The sequence below is a fragment of the Mesorhizobium sp. M0491 genome (assembly GCF_040321265.1).
GTDB lineage: Bacteria > Pseudomonadota > Alphaproteobacteria > Rhizobiales > Rhizobiaceae > Mesorhizobium.
Map to the genome: position 1 here is coordinate 171,188 of NZ_JAMYRE010000002.1, position 15,361 is coordinate 186,548.

15 protein-coding genes and 1 tRNA gene are annotated in these 15,361 nt (G+C 62.6%); 7 read left to right on the forward strand and 9 right to left on the reverse strand.

Annotation, left to right across the window (positions count from 1 at the left end; translation table 11 throughout):
- Positions 1-32: 32 nt before the first annotated feature.
- The 3 genes from NKI69_RS02820 to NKI69_RS02830 are packed head-to-tail and all read right to left on the reverse strand — an operon-like array spanning position 33 to position 2,002.
- Positions 33-800, reverse strand: coding sequence for an alpha/beta fold hydrolase (locus NKI69_RS02820; RefSeq protein ID WP_352719988.1), 768 nt, complete (start codon positions 798-800; stop codon positions 33-35).
- A gap of 20 nt (positions 801-820) precedes the next feature.
- The gene (locus NKI69_RS02825) at positions 821-1,381 is read right to left on the reverse strand and encodes a DUF192 domain-containing protein (RefSeq protein WP_027160409.1); all 561 of its coding nucleotides are present in this window, start codon (positions 1,379-1,381) and stop codon (positions 821-823) included.
- Between the two features lie 24 nt (positions 1,382-1,405).
- Entirely contained in the window at positions 1,406-2,002 is a 597-nt protein-coding gene (locus NKI69_RS02830) for a cold-shock protein (protein WP_502897956.1), read from the reverse strand.
- A gap of 217 nt (positions 2,003-2,219) precedes the next feature.
- Here NKI69_RS02830 and gloA point away from each other — a divergent pair, with 217 nt between their 5' ends.
- Together gloA and NKI69_RS02840 are read left to right on the forward strand one after the other, a co-directional pair.
- Positions 2,220-2,660: a lactoylglutathione lyase gene (gene gloA / locus NKI69_RS02835; protein ID WP_127291474.1), complete on the forward strand. Its 441-nt coding sequence runs from the start codon at positions 2,220-2,222 to the stop codon at positions 2,658-2,660.
- 146 nt (positions 2,661-2,806) lie between these two features.
- The gene (locus tag NKI69_RS02840) at positions 2,807-3,097 is read left to right on the forward strand and encodes a DUF2218 domain-containing protein (protein ID WP_352719991.1); all 291 of its coding nucleotides are present in this window, start codon (positions 2,807-2,809) and stop codon (positions 3,095-3,097) included.
- An 8-nt stretch (positions 3,098-3,105) separates the two neighbouring features.
- Here NKI69_RS02840 and NKI69_RS02845 read toward each other — a convergent pair whose 3' ends face one another.
- Together NKI69_RS02845 and ilvA are read right to left on the reverse strand one after the other, a co-directional pair.
- Positions 3,106-3,666 carry a DUF1697 domain-containing protein gene (locus NKI69_RS02845; protein WP_352719993.1) on the reverse strand — a complete coding sequence of 187 codons (561 nt, stop codon included), beginning with the start codon at positions 3,664-3,666 and terminating at the stop codon, positions 3,106-3,108.
- Between the two features lie 15 nt (positions 3,667-3,681).
- A complete protein-coding gene (ilvA, locus tag NKI69_RS02850; RefSeq protein WP_352719995.1) occupies positions 3,682-4,938 on the reverse strand; it encodes a threonine ammonia-lyase IlvA in 1,257 nt (418 codons plus the stop codon).
- Between the two features lie 465 nt (positions 4,939-5,403).
- Here ilvA and NKI69_RS02855 point away from each other — a divergent pair, with 465 nt between their 5' ends.
- Both NKI69_RS02855 and NKI69_RS02860 read left to right on the forward strand, forming a co-directional pair.
- Complete coding sequence (locus tag NKI69_RS02855; RefSeq protein ID WP_352609631.1) at positions 5,404-6,477, forward strand: alpha/beta hydrolase; 1,074 nt, start codon at positions 5,404-5,406, stop codon at positions 6,475-6,477.
- Between the two features lie 143 nt (positions 6,478-6,620).
- A complete protein-coding gene (locus NKI69_RS02860) occupies positions 6,621-7,784 on the forward strand; it encodes an alpha/beta hydrolase (protein WP_352719997.1) in 1,164 nt (387 codons plus the stop codon).
- 161 nt (positions 7,785-7,945) lie between these two features.
- Here the strand turns inward: NKI69_RS02860 and ade are convergent, their stop codons facing one another.
- Complete coding sequence (gene ade, locus NKI69_RS02865; RefSeq protein ID WP_352719999.1) at positions 7,946-9,754, reverse strand: adenine deaminase; 1,809 nt, start codon at positions 9,752-9,754, stop codon at positions 7,946-7,948.
- 147 nt (positions 9,755-9,901) lie between these two features.
- Here ade and NKI69_RS02870 point away from each other — a divergent pair, with 147 nt between their 5' ends.
- From NKI69_RS02870 to NKI69_RS02880, 3 genes are all read left to right on the forward strand, one after another.
- Positions 9,902-10,753: an alpha/beta fold hydrolase gene (locus NKI69_RS02870; protein WP_352720001.1), complete on the forward strand. Its 852-nt coding sequence runs from the start codon at positions 9,902-9,904 to the stop codon at positions 10,751-10,753.
- Positions 10,754-10,846: 93 nt separating this feature from the next.
- Positions 10,847-11,512, forward strand: coding sequence for an outer membrane protein (locus NKI69_RS02875; RefSeq protein WP_352720003.1), 666 nt, complete (start codon positions 10,847-10,849; stop codon positions 11,510-11,512).
- A gap of 284 nt (positions 11,513-11,796) precedes the next feature.
- A tRNA-Leu gene (locus NKI69_RS02880) sits at positions 11,797-11,882 on the forward strand.
- A gap of 106 nt (positions 11,883-11,988) precedes the next feature.
- Here NKI69_RS02880 and NKI69_RS02885 read toward each other — a convergent pair.
- From NKI69_RS02885 to NKI69_RS02895, 3 genes are read right to left on the reverse strand one after another with little or no spacing between them, the layout of a single operon-like run.
- Positions 11,989-13,437 (reverse strand): aromatic amino acid lyase, encoded by a 1,449-nt coding sequence (locus NKI69_RS02885; protein WP_023812169.1) that lies wholly within the window; start codon positions 13,435-13,437, stop codon positions 11,989-11,991.
- A gap of 26 nt (positions 13,438-13,463) precedes the next feature.
- On the reverse strand, positions 13,464-14,048 hold the full coding sequence (locus tag NKI69_RS02890; protein ID WP_352439912.1) for a GDYXXLXY domain-containing protein: 585 nt from the start codon (positions 14,046-14,048) through the stop codon (positions 13,464-13,466).
- A complete protein-coding gene (locus NKI69_RS02895; RefSeq protein WP_352720006.1) occupies positions 14,045-15,163 on the reverse strand; it encodes a DUF2157 domain-containing protein in 1,119 nt (372 codons plus the stop codon). Before NKI69_RS02895 ends, NKI69_RS02890 begins: the two co-directional genes overlap by 4 nt.
- Positions 15,164-15,361: the final 198 nt, after the last annotated feature.

Consider the following 15,361-nt stretch of genomic DNA (forward strand, 5'->3'; position numbering starts at 1 on the left):
GGCAGTCACGTCCCGCGTCCCTCGCCGTCCGCTCAGAGCGGATTCTCGGCATAGAACTCCAGCACGCGCTGCTTGAAGGTCTTGTCCCCGACGGCCAGCATATGGTCCCTGCCCTCGATGTGAAAGGCCCTGGCGTTCGGCATCAACGCCGCGAGTTCATCGGGCGAGCCGCCAATGTCGTCGGTCGTGCCGACAGCGACCAGCGTCGGCTGGGCGATACGGGCAATATCCTCTTCACTCAGCAGTTCGCGCGATTTGGCGATGCAAGCGGCCAATGCACGGCGATCGCTGCGGGTCTGGTCGGCGAAGGCGCGAAACGACCGGCCGCGCGGATGGCTGGTCACGGCCGGATCATCGGCAAGCAGGGCCGCGGCGATCGGATCCCAATCGCCGACACCATCGATCATGCCGATGCCGAGGCCACCAAAGACCAGCGTCGCCACCTTGTCCGGATCCGACAGCGCCATGAACGCCGCGATGCGGGCACCCATCGAATAGCCCATGACATGGGCGCGCTCGATGCCGAGATGGCCGAGCAACGCGGCGGCATCCGAGGCCATCTTGACCGGCGTATAGTCGGCCTCCTCATAACTCTTCGACGACGAACCATGGCCGCGGTTGTCGAAGGCGATGGCGCGGTAACCGGCATCGTTCAGCGTCTTGAACCAGCCGGGCGATACCCAGTTGACATAATGGCTCGAGGCGAAGCCATGGATCATCAGCACCGGATCGCCCTCGCCCGATGCCGGCTGGCGGTCGAGGAAGGCAAGCTCGAAGCCGTCATGGGTGAAAGACTGCATCTGCGATCCCGCCTGTGTGCTCAACCGCCACCGCCATTCGGCGCATCGCCATTGTCGGCTGGTGGCATGCCGGGGCCGGATACCGTGCCCACGGCCGGGTGGCGCAAAAGGTCGCCATACTCGATGCCGTTCCTGGCGGCAGTGCCGGCCTTGAGCTCGAGCACGAAGCGCACCGGCACGCCGGGCGAGATGACGGCGTCCGATTGCGGCTCGCCGTGCTTGACCGCCCGGATCTTGCCATCCTGGCCGACGAAAATCAGATCAAGCGGCATTGGCGTGTTGTGCATCCAGAAGCCAACCTGCTGCTGGACCTCGAAGACGAACAGCATGCCGTGGTTGTCCGCCATGTCCTGGCGGTACATCAAGCCGGCCTCGCGCTCCGCAGCGGTGTCGGCGACTTCGATGGAAAAAGAGCGATCACCGCCTTTCGTCACCACGACCAGTGGCGCCGGATCGGCCGGAAGGATCATCGCCCGGCTGTCCGCCGAGGTCGGCTTTTCGGAATAGAAATAACCACCGGCGGCGGCGATGAAGGCAATCGCGCACATCGCGCCCGCGGTCAGCCAGTTCCTGTAAGCCATTCGAGATCCTCGGCCGGAAACGCCCTAGTGCGAGACCGGCAAGGTCCCCATATCGGGGTGAATTTCGGCGGCCATAAGGCCTTTGTCGCCGCGCCCGAAACGAACCAGCACGACCTGTCCGGGCCGAAGCTCGGTGATACCGTAACGGCGCAAGGTCTCCATATGGACGAAGATGTCCTCGGTGCCGTCGCCGCGGGTGAGAAAACCAAACCCCTTGGTGCGGTTGAACCATTTCACCAAGGCGCGTTCGAGACCGCTCTCCGGCGTCACCGCGACATGGGTGCGCTGCTCCTGCATCTCGGCCGGGTGGACCGCGGTGGTGAGGTCCATGGAGAGCACCCGGAAGGCCTGCAATCCGCGGTCGCCATGTTTGACAAGGCAGACCACGCGCGCGCCCTCCAGGGCCGTCTGAAAGCCGTCCTTTCGAAGACATGTCACATGGAGGAGGATGTCGCCCGAAATGCCGTCATCCGGGAGGATGAAACCATAGCCCTTGGCCACATCGAACCACTTGATGGCGCCGGCAATTTCTCGCAGGTCGGCGGCGTCGCCGCCTTCGTCACGCTGCGGGGCGTCGCCAAGGGGTCCGTCCCGCCCCATGAAAGAGGCCTTTTCCCCCATAAGAATGCCCCCTCTTTTCAAGAACACCGCAACTGATTCTTGCCAACAGATTAACACTGCGGCTTCCGGTCTGTGCAAGACCTGCCGTGCCTTTTTTCACGGTTCATTTGGGCAATACCGGATTTGTTCTTTGCCGGCATTGCGCACCGCCGCACGATTGCCCTTTGACAGGGCCGACCCTATGTTGCGCCGCAACGCAATTTATCAAGGAAATCACATGCGCTATCTGCACACCATGATCCGCGTCACCGACGTCGATGCCTCGCTCGACTTCTACTGCAACAAGCTCGGCCTCAAGGAAGTGCGCCGCTACGAAAACGAGCAAGGCCGCTTCACGCTGATCTTCCTCGCGGCCTCCGAAGACGAACAAAGCGCCATCGCCGACAAGGCGCCGCTGGTCGAACTGACCTACAATTGGGACCCGGAAGACTACAAGGGCGGGCGCAATTTCGGTCACCTCGCCTATGAGGTCGACGACATCTACGCCACCTGCCAGCACCTGATGGACAATGGCGTCATCATCAACCGGCCGCCGCGCGACGGCAACATGGCCTTCGTCAGATCGCCGGACGGCATTTCGATCGAGCTTCTGCAGAAAGGCCCGGCCAAGGCCAAGGCCGAACCATGGGCTTCGATGGCGAACACCGGAAGCTGGTAGCCGATCACGCTGTCTTGAGCGGACAATGCCAGGCTGACGGCCCGGTACCGTTTGGTTTTTCAGGGACGGCGCCTATCTGTCTGGCTGAGGCGCCAGGCTTGGGCCGGTGCCCCGGCCACGCAACAGGCGCTTGCCCAGGAGAATTCATGCCGACCAGCCATGCCGACGTCGCCACCGAACATGCCAGCCGCTACCTGCAGCAGCTGTGCAAGCACTGGGCGCACAAATTCCCGGTCGAGTTCGATCCCACCCACGGCACCATCGATCTCTCAATGGGCCGTACCGTCATGGATGCCGATGCGGCAACGCTGCATATCACGGTGTCGACTGACGAAGCAGGATCGATCGAGCGCCTGGAAAGCGTTGTCGCCGATCACATCAAGCGCTTTGCTTTCCGCGAAGAGCTGACCTTCGACTGGAAACCCACCTCCGCCTAGGCAGTGACCTACTTCTCACCGGCGTGTGCGGCCATCTCCAGCAACGCCTGCACGGAGCGCCAATTGCGCGCGGTTCCCAGCACTTTCAGCGTGCGCGGGATCAGCCCGGCAAACACCGATTTGCCCAGCCCGTCCGGTGCGCTGAGGTAGAGCACATCGCCCTTGATCTCGAAGCGTTCGGGGCCGGTACACTTTTCGGTCAGCCGCGCCACCTCGTCCGCTGTCGGCTCGCGCTCCAGCACATAGGCGTGCAGCTTCGTGTGGTCCGCGGCAATTTCCGGATAGGGATTTTCGCTCACCAGCCGCTCGAACCACGAGAGATCACGCACCATGATGCGCGAATAAAAACCCCATTTCTTCTCGAAGGCTGCTTCGATCTGTTTCGTCAACGTGACCGCTTCGCCCTCTTTCGCCCGGAACACGGCATTGCCGCTCTGCACATAGGTGGCGACATCGGAGAAGCCGAGCCCCTCGAAGAACGACCGCAGCTCCGCCATCTTGACGATGCGATTGCCGCCGACATTGATGCCGGAAAACAGCGCGACGAAGATTTTTCCCGGCTCAATCATTTGATCTCCGATCGCTCATATGATGAACCCGGCCAGTGTCTCGTTGTCGGTGATGTCCTGATACTGGACGCCCTCGGCCTCGAACTTCGCCTTGAGCAGATCGAAATTGCGGCGGTCCCTGGTTTCGATGCCGATCAGCACCGAACCGAAATTGCGCGCCGATTTCTTCAGATATTCGAAACGGGCGATGTCGTCGTCGGGCCCGAGCAGTTCGAGGAAGTCGCGCAGCGCGCCGGGCCGTTGCGGAAAACGGATGATGAAGTATTTCTTCAGGCCCTCGAAGCGCAGCGCCCGTTCCTTGACGTCCGGCAGCCGCTCGAAATCGAAATTGCCGCCCGAAACCACGGCGACGATGGTCTTGCCCCTGATCTCCTTCTTGGAGAAATCCTTGAGCGCATCGATCGCCAGCGCGCCGGCCGGCTCCAGCACGACGCCTTCGACATTGAGCATCTCGATCATGGTGGCGCAGAGCCGGTTTTCCGGGATCAGTCGCACCGTGTCAGCTGGAAAATCCTTGAGATGACGTAACGGCTCGCGGCCGATCTCGGCCACCGCGGCGCCATCGACGAAATTGTCGACCTTGGCGAGTTTGAGCCGTTTTCCCGCCGCGAGGCTCTCGCGCAGGCTCGGCGCGCCGGCCGGTTCGCAGAAGACGAAGCGCGCTTCCCGGCCCTGATCGGCGAAATAATGGGTGACACCGGCGGCAAGCCCACCGCCGCCAACCGGCAGCATGATGATGTCAGGCATGCGGGCGCCCGGCATCTGGTCTGCGATCTCGTAGGCGACGGTTGCCTGGCCCTCGATGATGTCCTTGTGATCGAAGGGTGGCACCATATGGGCGCCGGAACTGCCGGTGAATTCCAAGGCAGCGCGATAGCAGTCGTCGAAGAAATCGCCGACCAGTCTGATCTCGATGAAATCGCCGCCGAACAGCCTGGTCTTGTCGATCTTCTGCTGCGGCGTCGTCACCGGCATGAACACAACGCCTCGCCTGCCGAAATGGCGGCAGACGAAAGCAAAACCCTGCGCGTGGTTGCCGGCCGACGCGCAGACGAACAGTTCAGCCTCGTTGCCGGCCGCCAGTGTCTTGCGGAAGAAATTGAAGGCGCCGCGGATCTTGTAGGAGCGGACCGGCGACAGATCCTCGCGCTTCAACAGCACCCGCGCACCGGTCTTTTTCGACAGATAATCGTTTTCCTGCAGCGGCGTTTCAGGGAAGATCTGGCGGATCGCGGCGGCAGCGGCAGCAACACGGGAAGAGAAACTGTTCATCGGAAACCACCCTTGGGAAAGCCGCCTTGCGTTGCACGCTGTCCGCGGACCTCTATCATTGATCGGGTCGCGCACGTCGGTTGTTGAGCGCCCGGACAAGGTGCGGCGCGAGCCCGCGTATTGCATATCCGGCTACGCGGCGCCATCGTCCATCATGTGCGTCCTTCCGGGCGGAAACTTTGCGGAATACTTTCAGCTACTTGCGGGTGCATTCTAATGCCCCCTCGCACCGGGCGGCTTGAAATCGCTATCTCTGCGGGAATTGGAAGGCCGGCGGCGACGGCGCTTATTGCGCGGATCACGCAGGCGTTTTCCGCCATTTTGGCTTTCGCGCAACACTGCGATGCCCGCAGCGGGGCGCCGATCACATTTCGACTGGACATGACTTAGTTCTGCCGCACTCTGCCTGTCCGGGAGGTATCGTGAGGATAGACAGGCCTTTCGGCCGGAGTTGGAAATTCAGGCGTGCCTTTGAAGAAGATTTTTACCGTTGTCCTGGCCTTGTTCGTCTCCGGCTGCGCCGGCCAGCAAACACAGGAATTGCTGGGCAGCGCCATGGTGTCCGCGCCGGTGACGGAGATTGCCGGCAACCACTCGATCTTCATCGCCACGACGCGCAAGAAATCCGACGATCCCAACAAGGTTTTCGACGGCGAACGCTCGGCGACGCTGAACTATGCCCGCGTCAACGTCACCGTTCCGGGGCTTCACAAGACAGGTCAGATCGAGCGCCGCTCGCGCGGCAAGTCGGACGACCCGGCGAAATATTTCATGGCTTCCGAGGTCGTCGGCTACGACACGCAGCCGAAATTCTCCAGCGCGCTCAACGCCGACATCGCGGCGCGTGGCGGCCGCGTCATGGTCTTCGTGCATGGCTACAACACCGGCTTCGATGCCGCCGTCTATCGCCTGACCCAGATCGTCCATGATTCCGGCTATCCCGGCACACCAGTGCTGTTTTCCTGGGCATCGGGCGCCAGGACCACCGACTACGTCTACGACAAGGAAAGCGCCAGCGCTGCCCGCGACCAGTTGGAGGTGACGCTCAGGATGCTGGAGCAGTCCGGCGCGCGGCGCATCGACATCGTCGCGCATTCGCTCGGAACCTGGGTCACCATGGAAACGCTGCGCCAGATGGCCATCACCGGCGACCGCGACCTCGGCGGCAAGCTCGGCGACGTGGTGCTGGCCTCGCCCGACATCGATGTCGACGTGTTCAAGAGCCAGATGCGGCGCTATGGCAAGCCCGACAAGCCATTCATCCTGCTGTTGTCGGACGACGACCGCGCGCTGCGGCTCTCCGGCCTGATCGCCGGTTCACGGCCGCGCGTCGGCGACTACAAGGATGCCGCCGATCTTGCCTCCTATGGCGTGACGGTCGTCGACCTGTCCAAGGTCAAGGGATCGGACAGCTTCAACCATACGAAGTTCGCCGACAATCCGACGCTGGTGAAGATGATCGGACAGCGGCTGCGCGAGGATGACGGCTTTGCCAGCGACCGTGACGTGACCGATCGTATCGGCCTGCTTGGACAATAGATGCGGTCCCGCGGTTTTCGCCGTGCCTGTTCACCACTGCGGATGTATCGATTCACTTTGAACTGGACCGCGCCGGTCTCCGGCCTTATCGGAATAGCCAGCGACGTCATGCGTTTGACGTCCCCCTTTGCGGGAGCCGGCGTATGACCATGCGTTCGAAGAGTTATCTCGTCGTTGCATTGACGCTCGCTGTCACCGGCTGCGCCGGCGGGAAAACGCACGACCTGCTCAACAGGACGACGGTCACGGTGCCCGCTTCCGACATCGCGGCCACGCATGAGATCTTCGTCGCCACGACACGCCAGAGGGCAACAAAAGACCCGCGACAGGTGTTCGACGGCGATCGCTCGCTGACCACCAGCTTTGCCCGTGTCGACGTCACCGTCCCGAAAAACCATCAGGTCGGCGCCATCGAGCGGGCCAAGGAATCCGCGAACAGCAATCCGGCCAAGGATTTCACCGCCAAGGACGTCACCTTCTATGAAGGCGCGCCGCAATTCGCCAAGGCGGTCGGCGCCGACATCGCCATGCGCGGCGACCGTGCGCTGGTTTTCGTGCACGGCTTCAACAACGGTTTCGACGACGGCATCTACCGGCTGACGCAGATCGCCCACGACACGAAATATCCCGGCACGCCGGTGCTGTTCTCGTGGGCTTCGAGCGGCAAGACCACGGGTTACATCTACGACAAGGAAAGCGCCAACGCAGCGCGCGACGACCTCGAGGCGACGCTCAGGATGCTGGCCAAGACCAAGGTCAAGAGCATCGACATCATCGCCCATTCGATGGGGACCTGGGTGACCATGGAGGCGCTGCGCCAGCTTGCCATCACCGGCGATCGCGATCTCGACGATAAACTCGGCTACGTCATCCTGGCCTCGCCCGACATCGATGTCGACGTGTTCAAGAAACAGATGATCCGTTACGGCAAACCCGACAAGCCATTCGCCATCCTGCTCTCGGCGGATGACCGGGCTCTCAAGCTGTCCTCCCTGATCTCGGGCGATAAGCCGCGCGTCGGGGATTACGGCGATGCGGCCGACCTCGCCAGCTATGGCGTGTCGGTGGTCGACCTTTCCCAGGCCAAGGGCGGTGACCGCCTCAACCACGCCAAATTCGCCGACAACCCGATGCTGGTGCAACTGCTGGGCGACCGGCTGCGGGCGCCTGCCGGCCTTGCCTCGGACGAGCCCGTCCCGACTCAGCTCAACAATCTCGGCCAGGGCCTCGGAAAGGCCGTCGGCTCGGTCGCCGAGATCGTCATCACCACGCCGTTCAAGGTGCTGACCATCGCCACCGGCGGGTGAACCGGCGGGCGACATTGGCCCTAGGATTGTTGAGATTCGGGTCAGGCCGAGCCGAAAGTGGTGGTTTTCGAGAACCGGAGCGGAGCGTACTTAAGTACGTGAGCACCGGAAGCGCAGAAAATCGCTACTTGCAGGCCGGCATGGCCTGAATATCAACAATCCTAGACGAACAGATCGACCTTCTGGAATGTCGTCACGTCGATCAGGCCGACATCGGAAATCCTGAGTTCGGGAATGACGACCAGCGCCAGCAGCGAGTGCTGCATGTAGGCGTTGTTCAGCGAACAGCCCATCTTGCGCATCGCCTCGGTGAGCTTCTCGGCCTTGGCCGCGACGATTTCCGCCCGCTCGTCCGACATCAGCCCGGCGATCGGCATTTCGACCAGCGCCAGTTCCTTGCCTTTGGAGAACAGCACGACGCCGCCACCGACCTCGCCCAGACGGTTTACGGCCAGCGCCATGTCCTGCTTGTTGGTGCCGACGCAGATGATGTGGTGGGCGTCATGCGCCACGCTGGACGCCATGGCGCAGTCGCCCATGTAGCCGAAGCCGGAGACGAAGGCGTTGGTGACGCCACCCGTGCCCCGGTGGCGCTCGACCAGCGCGATCTGGCAGATGTCGTTGCGGCGATCCATGGCGACCAGTCCGTCCTCGACCGGCAGATCGGCCTCCAGTGCCCGCGTCGGCGCCTGGTTCTCGATGACGCCGATGACACGCACCCGCACCTCGTTGGCGCCTTTGGGAGCAACGATATCGAAGTCGCCGCCCTTCAGCTTCTTGCCAAGCTTGACGGTGTTCTTCGCCGTCTTCGGGTAATCATAGGCCGGAATATCGATTTCGAGCTTGCCGCCCTTGGCCAGCCTGATGCCGCGTGCATAGACCTCGTCGATGGTCATTGCGGCGAGATCCGATACGATCAGCAGGTCGGCCAGCCGGCCCGGCGCGATCGAGCCGATCTCGCGCTCCAGTCTGAAATGCTGGGCGGTGTTGAGCGTCGCCATCTGAATCGCCGTCACCGGCTTCAACCCCTGTTGGATGGCGTGGCGCACCACGCGGTCCATATGGCCTTCCTGGACCAGCGTGCCGGAATGGCTGTCGTCGGTGCACAGGATGAAATTGCGCGGGTCGATGCCGCTCTCCGTCACCGCCTTGATCTGCGAGGCGACGTCGTACCAGGCCGAGCCGAGCCGCAGCATCGCCTTCATGCCCTGGCGCACACGGGCGATGGCATCCTCGGCGCGTGTGCCCTCATGATCGTCCTCGGGACCGCCGGCGGCATAGCCATGGAACGGCAGGCCGAGATCGCGCGAGGCGTAGTGGCCGCCGACCGTTTTCCCCGCTTTCACCGTTGCGGCGATCTCGCCCGACATGACAGGATCGTTGGCGGCGACGCCGGGGAAATTCATCACTTCGCCAAGACCGATGATGTTTTCCCAGCTCATTGCCTCCGCGACATCGGCGACCGTCAACTCGGCGCCTGCATGTTCCAGCCCGGGCGCCGAGGGCACGCAGGACGGCATCTGCACATGCACGTTGATGGGCATGGCGACGGCCTCGTCATGCATCAGCCGCACGCCGGGCAGGCCAAGCACATTGGCGATCTCGTGCGGGTCGATGAACATAGAGGTAGTGCCGTGCGGAATAACGGCCCGGCAGAACTCGGTCACCGTCACCATGCCGCTCTCGACATGCATATGCGCGTCGCAGAGGCCGGGCACCAGATAGCGCCCGCCGGCGTCGACCACCTTGGTGCCCTGGCCGATGGCATGGCTGGCGTTCGGCCCGCAATAAGCGAAACGACCGCCGGCGATGGCGATGTCGGTGCCGGCGATGATCTCGCCCGAATGGACGTTCACCCAACGGCCGTTGCGGACGACCAGGTCAGCGGGTTTGCGCCCCATGGCGACATCGACCAGATGTGTCGCCATCTCGGTCCACGGTCTGGGTTTTGCGGGCGTTGCTTTCGTCATTGGCGATTCCTTCGGTTGTCGCCAGTCTCGCAAATGTCGGCGGGCGCCGCCAGAGCCGTCGGGCCAACACACCGCGGCAGACTGAGCTTGTTGACTAATCTGGCCAAAGCGCGATTCTGGCTACGGACCGAGCCGTAAGGGGAAAACATGACCCGTTTTTGCAAAGTGTTCGCCATCGTCATCTTGTTCGCCGCCTCGAGCGCTTTTGCCGCCGCCGAGGAACGTTGGCAGACCTTGCCGGAGCCTGCAGCCATGCCCAAACCCGATCAGAGCGGATATGCGCCGGTGAACGGCATCCAGATGTACTACGCCGTTTTCGGAGTGGGTGACCCCGTGCTGCTCATCCATGGTGGCCTCGGCCACGCCGACATCTGGGCCAGCCAGGTGGCCACGTTTTCCAAGACGCACAAGGTGATAGTCGCCGACAGCCGTGGTCACGGCCGCTCCACCCGCACCGAGCAGCCCTATGGCTATGACTTGATGGCGTCGGACTATCTGGCGCTGCTCGATCACCTGAAGATCGACAAGACCGCGCTCGTCGGCTGGAGCGATGGCGGAATTATCGGTATCGACATCGCACTGCATCATCCAGAGCGGCTGACAAGGCTCTTTGCGCAAGCCGCCAACGTAACCACCGACGGCGTCGATCCGGGCGTGATGACCAACAAGACCTTTGCCGCCTACATCGACCGCTCCGGCCGCGAATACAAGAAGATGTCGAAAACACCGGACCAGTATGACGCCTTCGTGGCGCAGATGAGCCATATGTGGGAGACCGAGCCGGCGTGGACCAAGGAGCAGCTCGCTGAGATAACCACGCCGACGGCGATCGTTGCCGGCGACCATGACGAAGCGATCAAGCGCGAACACACCGAATATATCGCCTCCGTCATCCCGGGCGCGAAGCTGATTATCCTGCCCAACGCCAGTCATTTCGCCATGCTGCAAGCGCCGGACGAATATAACCAGGCTGTGCTGGACTTCATCGACGCCAAATAGAGGATTCTGTGCGGCGACAGGGGGATTGCGATTGCGGCGAATGCGGTTATCCTTCTGGCGAGGACCTTTCTGAATCGTCATTTGGGGAGTTCGATGCGTCGACTGATAGTCGCAAGTGCCGGTTTTCTTGCCGTTCTGGCCATGCCGGCTTTTGCAGCCGACCCAGCGGTCGACGTGCCTATGACCGCGCCCGGCTTCGACTGGACGGGCTACTACGCTGGTCTGCAGGCCGGCTATGGCTGGGGCCAATCCGATATATCGGTGACAGAAGGCGCGCCGTTTTCCATCGCGCCCGACATTGACGGCGGTTTTGTCGGCGGCCATGTCGCAGGCCTGTGGCAGTTCAACCAGGCGGTGCTCGGCGCCGAGGCGGACCTCAACTATTCCTCGGTCGGCGGCACGACGGTATCGGCGCTGGGAAGCACATTCGGCACCGACATCAAGTGGTTCGGGTCGGTCAACGCCAAGGCCGGCTACGCCATGGATCGCCTGCTGGTCTACGGCATTGGCGGCGTCGCCTTTGCCGGCATCGAAACATCGCAAGTCGCGGGTCCGGCGTTCGCCAGCACGCGCACGAATGTCGGCTGGACCGTGGGTGCCGGCGTCGACTACGCGTTGACCGACAAGTTCGTCGTCGGCGCACAGTATCGCTACTATGATTTCGGCTCCGAGCACTACGACGTGGCGGAACCCTTCAACGATCGCGATCAGAACGTGAAGCTCAACACGGTAGGCATCAATTTGAGCTACAAGTTCTGAGCAGGGCCACAATCGCGACGCTGCCGGACCAGGCAACCACTCAAAGGGCTCTTTCATGAAAGGGTGGCCGACGCTCCCAGTGGGCGGGGGGAATGGGTTGGGCCTGAGAGGCGCCGGCCTTGGCAGATCAAATCCACCACACAGGCATCCTACCACTACCCGCCGCGCCGATAATTCCGTGATCGCGCCAGTATCATCAAGCCGCCCCGTCTGTTTGCACGTTCGGCGAACGCTCAACAACACGACTTGACGGCCTGTGTCAGGCGTCTGAAAAGGGCTGGCCTGCGGACGTGGCGGAATTGGTAGACGCAAGGGACTTAAAATCCCTCGATCTCTGATCGTACGGGTTCGATTCCCGTCGTCCGCACCACCCTTCGCTCTTCGAGCTTCGGGTGGCAGGCCACCTGAAGCTCGGCAGGTTCGAATTTCATCCGTTCAGGCGCACCAATTTCACCAGCCAGGGCTTGTTGGCATCTCTACGCCTCGAACACTTTCTGTGTGAACCATTCCGCCAGCCTGGCAAGCTCAGGCCCCAGCACACGATCGGCACCGACAGGCGGCACGATAGCTCTGATTTGATCGACGAAGGAGCGCAGTGCCGGCGGCGGCGTCCGTTCGGTGACGTGCAGCGCCTGCGAGGCGATCATCGCCAGCATCGCCATGGCGGCATCGACGCAGCGGCCGGCGGTCGCTTCCTTGGTCCATGCGAAGAATGCCGTCGTGGCGACGTCGTCCTGCCCCGCACCGGCCGATTCCGTGCCCGGAATGAAGGTACGTTGCGCCGCCAGCTTGGCCTGCTCGAGATAGCCGGTGATCGCCATCGGCACGTAGCCGACATTGCCGTGGCCATCGCTGTCGGCCGAGTGTCGTCCGGTCATCAGAAGATCGGGCAGCAGCGACACCTTGCCGTTGAGCAGCTTGGAGGCGTGGCGATCACAAAGCAGGCAGATGTCGGCCCATATCGCCGCCAGATCATCCAGCGCCGGCGTCGCCATGGCGTTGTGATAGCCGCCGGTCGAGATGCAGCGGCCGAGCGGATGTGCATCTTCGGGCGGGATATAGACCGGATTGTCCGATATAGAGGCCAGCGACACATTGGCTGCCCGCTCGGCCGACGACAGCGCACGATGCGCCTGGCCGAGGACGCGCGGCACGATGCGGTAGCTGACCGGCGCCTGATAATTGCGTCGCCCATCGCCGGCGCCAACCAGAAATTCCCGCAAACCCTGCAGGGCCGCGGCCTCATGCTCATCACCCCAGAGCGTATCGAGGGCGGCGTCATAGTGTTCGAGCGGGGCGCGAAACGCCTCGATCGACAGCGCGAACACTTTTTGCGCCATGCGGATCCGGCGGCGCGCCGCGAGCGCCGCGTCCGCTACGAGGGCTGCAGCGCAGGGCGAGCCGTTGATCAGCGAGCCGCGTTCCTTGACCTCGAGATCGAAGCGCGTCGAAAGCTCGGCAAACAGCGGATAGAGCGCCAGGATTTCGCCGGCGCCGCCCTGGCCCGAGGCCGGCACTGTTGGCATCGGCCCACCATTGAGCATTGCGGCCACGGCAAGCGCGATGCGTGGCGAGGTGGCGGCGTTGCCCTCGATGAAGTTCGTCAGGCGGGCAAGCACGATCGCCCTGACCACGCGATCCGGCAAGGGATCGCCGAACGAGGTGGCGGCGGCAAACGCCTTGATGCGCGCATGGCGATCCCGCTCGTCGAGTTCGAGCTTGCGGCTCGCCAGCTCTCCCATGGCGGTGGTGACGCCATAGATGACCGGTGGCGGATCGGATTCAATCAGCCTGAGAAACGAGGCGCGGCATTCGGCGATGCGCTGCAAGGCCTTCTCGTCGATGTCCACCGTGTCCTTCTTCCAGGCGACGCGGAAAACAGTGTCGAGGTTGATGTCCTCACGCGTCGACAGGCTAACTGGCATGTTTCACACCACTGCAAATAAGGGACTTAGTAGAGTGGTTCCTCGAACAGCGTCTTGTCGCCGTCCACCAGCGCCTTGATCTGCGCGGTGCCGTCGCCGGCGAGCGCAAGACGGATGCCGAATGGCCGCACCCGCATGTCGTTCTGGATCGCCATCCCCTCGCCTTCCGGCAGATAGAAGCGTTCGATGCCATAGTCCGGCGCGATGGTCATCCCTTCGCCGCGAAGATCCCAGCCCTCGGCGATGTGGCCTAAAATATCGGCCTCGTCCGCAGCGGCCGGCTTCGGCGCCTTGCCGAACCAGGCTGTCGTCGGCTGCCAATAGCCGTCGGAGCCCTTCTTCAGGCGCACGACAATCGAGGTGTCGTCGCTGGAAAACTTGTCGGGCGGAATGTTGGCGATCATTTTCACCGGTATGCGCGAAATATCGTAGCCCAGGATAATATAATCGCCGCGCAGGAGGTCGCGCGGATCGACGGGCTCGATCTTCAGAAGCACCTCTTTGCCGTTGCGCAGGATCGCCGCGCGGCCGGCGATGATCCAGCTCAGGAAGCCGATCTGGACGAGCGCCAGCAGCAGTGCCGAGATGACAAGCCTTTTCCCGGTGATCATGCCGTGGCTCCTTTGGCATCTGGACCTTTCATACGCTTTTCCACGCGGATGATGACGATCGCAAGGATGCCGAGCAGCACTGCGGCGGCCAGGAAGAAGCCGGCTGTATCGAGCATCGATTGCAAGGTCACCACATAGATGATGGCGAGTTCGAAGGCGAAGCCAAGATAGGCAAACCAGCGCAGCCCACGGCTCTCCCGTCCCGCCAGCACGATTGCCCCGACGATGCCGCCCAGCGCGATCACCGAAGCGAGGGCAAAACCGCTGTTGTAGGTGCTCTCGTCGGCGAGTTCGAACTGGATCATCGCCAGGCCGGTGAGGAAGCCGAGCAGTGCGTGCAAGGGCAAGCGGCCGCCGAGCTGCACGACCCGGTCGACCGGATCCGGCACGAAGACCGAGGCCGCGAACAGCAGCGCCGAGACGACGACCAGCGGGATAGCCACCTGCAGCGTGTCGTGGTTGGTGACGAGCAGCACAAGATAAAACAGAACCGACAGGATGATCAGGTGGCGCGCCGCCTGGCTGCGGGTCCAGAACGAGACGGCAAACAGTACGATCGCCATGATCACGAAGGCATGCGGAAATTCGCTGCGGCTGTAGTAGTCGAAGCCTTTGAGGAACAGCCAGGCATCGGCGATGCCGACCGAAGCGACCGTCAGCGGATTCGAACGCAGCGCAACCGCCGCCAGCGCCGTGCCGGCGCCCCAGGTGACCAGAGCAGACGCCTCGTCGCCCGAGAGATGATACATCTGGCCGATCAGCGCGATCGAGCCGCCGAAAGCCGCGGCCGCCACGATCCACAGCGCTTCGCCGAGCGCCGCATGGTCGCGGGTCTTCAGCACCGCGCCGCCGACATAGCCGCCGAGGATGACGGCAAACAGTGCCACCACGCGTGCCAGCCGCGGGATGGCGTCCCAGTTGGCGGCGACGAAAATCAGGATGGCGGCGCCGAAAAGCAAAGCGGCCATCATTGCCAGGATAGAGCCGAAGCTGAGCGACTCGCGCGCGTTGGCCTCGACATTGCGCGAAAGCGAATCGGCTGTGGCGGCGTCAATCAGCCCGGCCTGCAGCCAACGCGCGATATCCGCCCTGACTCGCGACGAATACCCCGCCATGCTGTGTCTCCCCCACGTTTGGTCTTTTTTCAGCCGATCCGGTCAAATCGTTGACGCGGCGGCATTTTCCGATTCGGGTTTCTTTGTGTCAGGTCCGTGAACGCCCGTTAATGCTGCATTGCACAATTTGCATTGCTGCCATGCAGCCATAGCGCTTTTAAATCGATATGGGTCCGCCTATTTATAGTTCGTACACAA

Bases quoted from the DNA above. Each gene is read 5' to 3' on its own strand.
- gloA (WP_127291474.1), top strand. From the start codon at position 2,220: ATGCGCTATCTGCACACCATGATCCGCGTCACCGACGTCGATGCCTCG.
- ilvA (WP_352719995.1), bottom strand. From the start codon at position 4,938: ATGAACAGTTTCTCTTCCCGTGTTGCTGCCGCTGCCGCCGCGATCCGC.
- NKI69_RS02820 (WP_352719988.1), bottom strand. From the start codon at position 800: ATGCAGTCTTTCACCCATGACGGCTTCGAGCTTGCCTTCCTCGACCGC.
- NKI69_RS02870 (WP_352720001.1), top strand. From the start codon at position 9,902: ATGACCCGTTTTTGCAAAGTGTTCGCCATCGTCATCTTGTTCGCCGCC.
- NKI69_RS02885 (WP_023812169.1), bottom strand. From the start codon at position 13,437: ATGCCAGTTAGCCTGTCGACGCGTGAGGACATCAACCTCGACACTGTT.
- NKI69_RS02860 (WP_352719997.1), top strand. From the start codon at position 6,621: ATGACCATGCGTTCGAAGAGTTATCTCGTCGTTGCATTGACGCTCGCT.
- NKI69_RS02890 (WP_352439912.1), bottom strand. From the start codon at position 14,048: ATGATCACCGGGAAAAGGCTTGTCATCTCGGCACTGCTGCTGGCGCTC.
- NKI69_RS02895 (WP_352720006.1), bottom strand. From the start codon at position 15,163: ATGGCGGGGTATTCGTCGCGAGTCAGGGCGGATATCGCGCGTTGGCTG.
- NKI69_RS02830 (WP_502897956.1), bottom strand. From the start codon at position 2,002: ATGGGGGAAAAGGCCTCTTTCATGGGGCGGGACGGACCCCTTGGCGAC.
- NKI69_RS02845 (WP_352719993.1), bottom strand. From the start codon at position 3,666: ATGATTGAGCCGGGAAAAATCTTCGTCGCGCTGTTTTCCGGCATCAAT.
- NKI69_RS02840 (WP_352719991.1), top strand. From the start codon at position 2,807: ATGCCGACCAGCCATGCCGACGTCGCCACCGAACATGCCAGCCGCTAC.
- NKI69_RS02825 (WP_027160409.1), bottom strand. From the start codon at position 1,381: ATGGCTTACAGGAACTGGCTGACCGCGGGCGCGATGTGCGCGATTGCC.
- NKI69_RS02875 (WP_352720003.1), top strand. From the start codon at position 10,847: ATGCGTCGACTGATAGTCGCAAGTGCCGGTTTTCTTGCCGTTCTGGCC.
- ade (WP_352719999.1), bottom strand. From the start codon at position 9,754: ATGACGAAAGCAACGCCCGCAAAACCCAGACCGTGGACCGAGATGGCG.